The sequence below is a fragment of the Nevskia soli genome (assembly GCF_903970205.1).
Taxonomy (GTDB): domain Bacteria; phylum Acidobacteriota; class Terriglobia; order Bryobacterales; family Bryobacteraceae; genus Bog-113.
The window spans coordinates 1-6,792 of sequence record NZ_CAJCHS010000286.1; the positions used below are offsets into that span (position 1 = coordinate 1).

Annotated in this window: 5 protein-coding genes; 2 read left to right on the plus strand and 3 right to left on the minus strand. The window is 57.8% G+C overall.

The genetic code is table 11. The features are described 5' to 3' along the window. The first annotated feature begins 683 nt into the window (after nt 1-683). Complete coding sequence (locus tag H1Y01_RS12780; RefSeq protein WP_180540904.1) at nt 684-1,688, plus strand: LLM class flavin-dependent oxidoreductase; 1,005 nt, start codon at nt 684-686, stop codon at nt 1,686-1,688. Between the two features lie 46 nt (nt 1,689-1,734). On the opposite strand, the gene H1Y01_RS12785 is transcribed toward H1Y01_RS12780, so the two are convergent. The 3 genes from H1Y01_RS12785 to H1Y01_RS12795 all read right to left on the minus strand — a co-directional run bounded on the left by H1Y01_RS12785 (nt 1,735) and on the right by H1Y01_RS12795 (nt 5,654). After that, nucleotides 1,735-2,724, minus strand: coding sequence for a FecR domain-containing protein (locus H1Y01_RS12785; protein ID WP_180540905.1), 990 nt, complete (start codon nt 2,722-2,724; stop codon nt 1,735-1,737). A 99-nt stretch (nt 2,725-2,823) separates the two neighbouring features. Then, a complete protein-coding gene (locus tag H1Y01_RS12790) occupies nt 2,824-4,479 on the minus strand; it encodes a multicopper oxidase family protein (protein WP_180540906.1) in 1,656 nt (551 codons plus the stop codon). Nucleotides 4,480-4,499: 20 nt separating this feature from the next. Beyond that, complete coding sequence (locus H1Y01_RS12795) at nt 4,500-5,654, minus strand: hypothetical protein (protein ID WP_180540907.1); 1,155 nt, start codon at nt 5,652-5,654, stop codon at nt 4,500-4,502. A gap of 66 nt (nt 5,655-5,720) precedes the next feature. Here H1Y01_RS12795 and H1Y01_RS12800 point away from each other — a divergent pair. Beyond that, nucleotides 5,721-6,792, plus strand: a 1,072-nt coding sequence (locus H1Y01_RS12800; RefSeq protein ID WP_180540908.1) for an asparagine synthase-related protein, incomplete at its 3' end; no start/stop codon positions are given.

The window sequence follows — 6,792 nt, forward strand, 5'->3', positions numbered from 1 at the left end:
TGCTCAGGAAGCCTCACTAAAGCCGGAGACTGTGACGATACTTGCCGACCTCCGTTAGACTCCACAGAGTTACTCAGGTCTACAGCGCCGGATGACAGTTCTAACCAGGAACTGACATCCGGCGCTTTTATTTTGTCTATCGGGTTTATCCCGCTGCTGACCCTGCCGATAGTTCCAAGGCTTACTTACTTTCTGGTTCACGGAAATTCACCGAATAGTTAGAAAGAATTGGGACGCAGCGCCGCTGTTTGATCTAAGTCGTTTGTTTCCAGAGAGTTCTTAACCCGCAAGATTGGCCCCGCCGATGCACTTATCGAATACGTTCCCAAGAGGACACATAACAGGGAGGTCCACCATGCGAAAGAACATGCTACAAGTAATCATGGCCTTCGCGGCCGTCTGCACTTTGGGCAGCGGCCTCGAGGCTGAAACCACAAGAGCGAATCAACCCATGACGCCGCCCGTCCTGAAACGGAACGAGGCGAATTTGGCCAAGACCGGCCCGGCCGGCGACCGAGTCCTTGCCTCGACCTCATGGTGGTGGTGGAACCCACTCGGCCGGCGATTGCGGCTTCCGCCGATTGAAAACCGGTTCCGCCTCGAATCCAGATCCCGGCGAGCGTGACGCGGCGCCGTTCCAGATGCCGCGATTCCTTATGCCGGTCCGGATCATCGAATGAAGTATGAGTGAAACGTCGTTCTCGGTACTGGATCTGGCTCCCGTGAGGAAAGGTGGGACGATCGCCGAGGCGTTCCGGAATTCGCTCGATCTGGCGCGCCATGTCGAGCCATGGGGTTATACGCGTTTTTGGCTGGCCGAGCACCACAACATGCAGGGAATCGCGAGCGCCGCGACGGCCGTGCTGATTGGGTACGTGGCCGGGGGAACCAAAACGATTCGCGTGGGGTCGGGCGGCGTCATGCTTCCCAACCATGCGCCGCTGGTGATCGCCGAACAGTTCGGCACGCTGGAAACCCTATACCCGGGGCGCATTGATCTGGGGGTGGGGCGCGCGCCAGGGACGGATCAAATGACCACGCGGGCGCTGCGGCGCGATCCGAACGCCGCGGCCGATTTCCCGGACCAGGTGGAAGAGTTGCTGCGCTACCTGGCGCCCGCTGAGCCGGGCCAGAAAGTTCGAGCAGTGCCCGGCGCGGGAACGAATGTGCCGGTGTGGCTGCTGGGCTCGAGCACGTTCAGCGCTCAGCTCGCGGCGCTGCTGGGGTTGCCGTTTGCGTTCGCGGGGCACTTCGCGCCCCAAGATATGCGCGACGCGCTGCGGCTTTATCGGCAGCGCTTCGAACCGTCCGTTTATCTCGATAAGCCGCATGCCATGGTCGGTTTGCCGATCATTGCCGCCGATACCGATGCCGAGGCCCGGCGGCTGGCGACGACTCCCGCGCAACGGGCGCTGCAATTGATTCGAGGCGAGCCGTTCCTGCTTTCGCCGCCGGTCGAGAGTATGGACGGGTTGTGGAACTCAACGGAGCGCGCCTTCGTCGAATCGAAACTCGGAGCGGCAATCGTGGGCGGTCCCGAGACGGTGGAACGGGAACTGGCGAAGTTCGTAGAAGAGACGGAAGCCGATGAAATTATGATGGCTTGCGAACTCTATGACCAGCGCGACCGGTTACGATCTTATGAGTTAGTAGCTTCTATGGTGTCAGAAATAGCGCAAGTCAGGTAGACGCGATAACGGGCTGGGACATCCTCCCAGCCCGTTTCGTACCGGGCTATCGCCTTCCACCGCCGCCGTGGAATCCAGCGGCGTGGAATCCAGCTCCGTACACTCCGTTCACGCCCCCGACGTGTCCATAACCGGCATAGTGCCCGAAGTGACCGTATCGGAACCCGCCGTAGTAGCCGACGAACCCCGGCGAGAAGAAGCCCCAGCCAAACGGACTGTAGAAGAATCCATCGCCTGGAAGATAAGAATAGAAGCTCCAGTACGGATCCCAATACCAGCCAGGACCGAACCATCCGCCGTAAGCGGCGAAGTTCTGAGCTAAAGCTACATTGGCTTGAGATTCCGCCTGGCTGCGCGCCTCGCTCCAGACGTATAGAGGTTCGGCTTTCACGAGTTGCGGGTTCGAGCCTCTCGCTTTCAGGGGCTTTGCGCTCGCGAGCAAGAGCTGTTCGTCTCTTCCGATCGACTTAGTGCCGCCCGCTTCACTGACAGTTAGTTTCCCGTCCAGAACCCTTATGGCCTGCTGATCGGCATCGAAGTCGTAAAGGCCTTGTTTATCGATCTGAGCCGTAGCACCTTTAACTAAGATGGCCAGATTCGTCGACTTAATAAACTGGTCGACTTCTACCATCGCTGTGCCGCGGTCGAGCTGCGCTCTTGTCTCCGCAAGACCCGAGCTAATGAGGCGAATCTGGCTGTGGGGTCCGACGCGGAGGAACGCGCCCGGAGTCAGCAAGATTTCGGCGAACCCGTTAGCCGTTGCAAGCGCCTGGCCCGGTTGCATGACGACGGGTCCGGATGAACTGAGCGGGCGGTTATCGACCGTGACTTGCCCTTCGATGTAATTCACCATTCCGGGGGAACCCATTCCGGGCGAAGCCATACCTGGCTGAGGTCGCGGCGGAGGAGCTACGTTATAAGTACTATTCTGAGGATATTGCATCGGACCGGCAGGAGCCGGCATGCTGTTCGTTTGGGCGAAGCCGAGGGCTGCTGACGCCAGCAGCGCGAAGGTCGCCCTTGTGAGGCCCTTCATTGCTTTAGTTCTCCTATTTCATAGGACGTAAGCAAACGCCGTTGCGTCGCACCCGTGACGTGCTCGCAAGGTAATGTCTTTATACGGGCCTTCAACGACTTACTTCGGATTCACCTGTATCTTTGCCATCATGCCTCCGTCCTCGTGGTCGAGAATGTGGCAGTGATATACAAACGTTCCGGCGATTTCCGGATCGCGGAAGTCCAACCGAAGCTTAACGGCCGGATAAGCGCCCGTGCCGCTCCATGCGGGAACGATTACGGTGTCGATTAGTTCCGGGTCGGGATTTGCCACGCCGCTGGAAGACAGCAGCAGGAAGTGCAGTTGATGAATGTGAAACGCGTGCGTCTCGCCGGACCGGTTCTCGATTGTCCAATCCTCTACAGCGCCGACCTGCGTGGTTATCGCCGGTGGATCGGACATGCTGAAGACCTTTGGAGTCTGACCGTCAACGGTAATGAAGTATTCGGTAGGGCCGTTGGTCCCGTTGCTTGCCTCGGCGAAGTAGAGTTTTCTAGTTGCTGTCGGAGTTTGGTTAATGAGACCGGCGAATCGCTGCGGTATCTTCGGCGCAGGCGATGCGGCAGGCATTGCGGGCGGCTCCTTCGCGTTGGCAGTCGGCTGAAGGACCGCCAGTTCCTGCGCGGTATTCGGATTGCCGATCGGTCCCGTGTTGAATCCGCTCTGCCAGAACGCTGCGGTCTGACCGGCCGCCGGGCCCTTCACAATGAACTCGGCACGCCCGGCGGGAGGCAGGTTGATACTAGTGACACTGTTGTCTTGCGTCGTCGGGACGCCGTCCAGGGCGATGACATCGAGGTTCTGCGCGACGGCGCCAATGGTTACTTGAAGACTCAGGAAAGCTTGCGAGGACGCGTTCGCAACACGCCAAAATTCCTTTACCCCAGGTTGCATTTGGATGACCGGCGCGGCGGCAGTCGGATAAATCGCGGGCTGATAGTTCAGGGTCAACTCGTAAGGTCCCGCAATCCATGAGTTAGGATTTGTGAACTGCTCACGAATAATGAATACCCGTTCGGGGAGTCCCGCCACCTGAGGCTTCAGCTTCTCCATCCCGTTGATGATCAGTACACCGGAAGCCCCGCCATTTACTTGAAGCGTAGAGAATCCGTGTAAGTGTGGGTGATACCAATACATGCCGGGCGGGTCATTCGCCGGGATTTGGATGTTATATTCGAACGCTGGATCGGTATTCTCGATATCCGTGTTCAGCACATCGTCCTGATGGCACACCGGCGGGATATTCAGGCCGTGAAAGTGGATGTTTGTCGAGGTAGCTACCATCGTGCCTCCCGAGCACGGGTCATTGGCTGTCGAACGCATCGACATGGTCGACATTTTGTGAACCGGCGCCGCAGTGGTCCCCTGTACGGCCGGCGGCGGGGGCGGACCTTGCTGGAAGGGCGACGGCGGCACATACGATAAACGGTTTGTAAGGTCGAGAGTTAGCTGGTCGCCGGGGTTCAGCCTAAGCGTGGGTGCTTCCACAGCGCCGTTCGAAGACTGATAGATAAAGCATTCCTCCAGGTAGGTCGCCAGAGTACTTCGCATCGTGAAAGCGGCTTTTAGCACTCCGTTCCGGCTATATAAGTCGAGCGGATTGCTCACCACGGTCCCAGCACTCGGACGCGCCGGGCACCAGGAGATCTGCGCCTTCAGCTCGTTCGCCTGGACTGCGACAATCGTTAGATAGATAGTGATTGATGCTTTAGCTATGCGTTGTAGTTTCACCATCTCTCGCTTTCTCAGGCGCACTAGAAAGGCCTCGACGGGAAGACTGCAATTGAGAGCAGTGCCGCAATATCCGTCGCATTGTTCACTGGGGAACTCGCGGTTTCTGTTAGTGTGCAACTTGTTCCACTGGTTGTGAACTGCACGACGCCGATTGAAGACGTCCCGTTCGAGCCGAACTCCGGAATATACAGTAAACCGCCCGCGCCTGACGCAAGTTGCAGTCCGATGTTACCGGAAAAGCTCCAGAGATTATAGAAACCTCTAAGCTTGGCAGATGTACACCCTCCGGATACTGTTCCGGTAGTTTTGTTAAAGAACGCCGCGGTTACCTGCCCCGAAGAATTGTTGCTGACGAACAAGGTGCTCTCATCCGGGCTCAGTCGGACGCTTGCTGAGTTCCACCCACTACTGATGTTATAAGCTACTGTCGGGGTAAGTAGACCGCTGGATATATCGGATACTTCAACCGTCCCTACGGTCGAAGCATCCCCAAAAACCGCGAAGCGGCCGTCCTGTGTGATATCTACTCCGTTCGGCAGGTGGTCGTCATTGTAACCGGTCGAGTATTGCTCATCGTTATTGGCTACGGGCGGGCCGGCGGATATGTTGAACGAGCCAATGGAACCGTCGCCGTAAGTCACCACCATCATCGCGCCGTGGATCGCCATGCCGGTTACCCACCCCTGGTTTAAACCTTCCACGAACAGATCGCTCACGTAGCTGAGCGTGCAGCCGGACTGGATTTGGAACGTCGCGATGGTGCTCGATGCCGAATAGCTTGCATAAAGGTAGCTGGTATTGGCAGCCAGGCCGATACCGTTCGTGCTTCCAAGGTCGGATGGAGCGGCTAGAAAATTACCGGTTAGTGTCCGGGTTTTCGCATCGATTCCCGCGATATCCCCGGTGCCTCCGTCCGATGCGAACACGCACAAATTCTGATGGACAGGGACCACTACCAGCCGCGATTCCGCGAAGTCTCCGCCGCCGGCGCCGGTCCCTCCAGTCGAGACAGCGGTGACGCGATACGGTGTTCCATCCGCGGCGATCGCATAGAAAGTCACGCTATTCTCAAACGGCGAAGCGTCGTTGTCGGAGACAAGAAAGCTTAGGGCGGCGGCCTGACCGAAGACAGCCGAACAGATCAGCAGTAAGCCAGCGCCGATGCGGAATTTCAAGTTGTCCTCACAGTCGTGTCTCGCGCAGTGGATTCAGAACGGTAGAATCGGCATGTAGCCAAAGACATGAACGCCTACCTGGAACGCCTGGTTGACCTCACCGAGGCCGCAGCCAATGATCTAGAAAGTATAACCGTTGAACAAGCGCGTGAAATGCTGCTGCGCAATCCCGCAGCCGCCGGGCAGATTGCCGGCTCATTCGCCATCGTCGCTAAATCCGGCAAGACGGTCCGGATGGCGCGCTCGCTCGATCGCCCGATGAGGTATTTCCTGGCCAAGCGCTCTGAAGGCCCCGCGCTCGTGGTTGCGCACCGGATCGATCAGATTTACGCATGGCTTAAGGCCGAAGGGCTTGATTCACAGTTTCATCCAAGCTACACGCGCATGGTCCCCGCGCACCATGTGATCGAGTTACAGTTGATCGGCTGCCCCGACCCGGATCCCGTCTACACGCGCTTTTTCGCGCCGGAGATGGCGACATTGCCGCCGGACCTTGATGTTATCGGGCGTGCATATATGTCGGTGTTATTCGATTGTGTAAGTCGCTGGCTCGAGCGCATTGAGCCGCATGAGCCGATTGGCGTGTGCTTCTCCGGCGGCGTGGATAGCGGAAGCGTCTTTCTCGCGACTTATTTCGCGATGCTTCGGCTCGGAATGCATCCCGGACGATTGAAGGCTTTCGTTCTGAATCTGGGAAACGGCCCGGATGTAGCGCAAGCGCGGGACTTTCTGGCTGCACTCCAACTTGAAATGTTCCTGGAAACGATTGATGCGGATGCGGCGGAGATCGACGCCGGAGAAACGATTCGGACCATCGAAGACTACAAGCCGCTGGATGTCGAGTGCGGCACGATGGCTCTGGCGCTTTGCCGGGGCATCCGTGAGCGATATCCTGACTGGCGTTTTTTGATCGACGGCGACGGCGGCGACGAGAACCTGAAAGACTATCCGATCGAAGAGAACCCGGAACTTACCATCCGGAGCGTCATTCACAATCCGATGTTGTATCAGGAAGGTTGGGGCGTCGGTAAGATCAAGCATTCACTTACTTACAGCGGCGGGTTGAGCCGGTCTTATGTTCGGACTTATGCTCCGGCGCGGAAGTATGGGTTTCATGGTTTCAGTCCATATACACGCC

Coding starts and splice junctions, on each gene's coding strand:
- H1Y01_RS12785 (WP_180540905.1), bottom strand. CDS start 2,724: ATGAAGGGCCTCACAAGGGCGACCTTCGCGCTGCTGGCGTCAGCAGCC.
- H1Y01_RS12780 (WP_180540904.1), top strand. CDS start 684: ATGAGTGAAACGTCGTTCTCGGTACTGGATCTGGCTCCCGTGAGGAAA.
- H1Y01_RS12790 (WP_180540906.1), bottom strand. CDS start 4,479: ATGGTGAAACTACAACGCATAGCTAAAGCATCAATCACTATCTATCTA.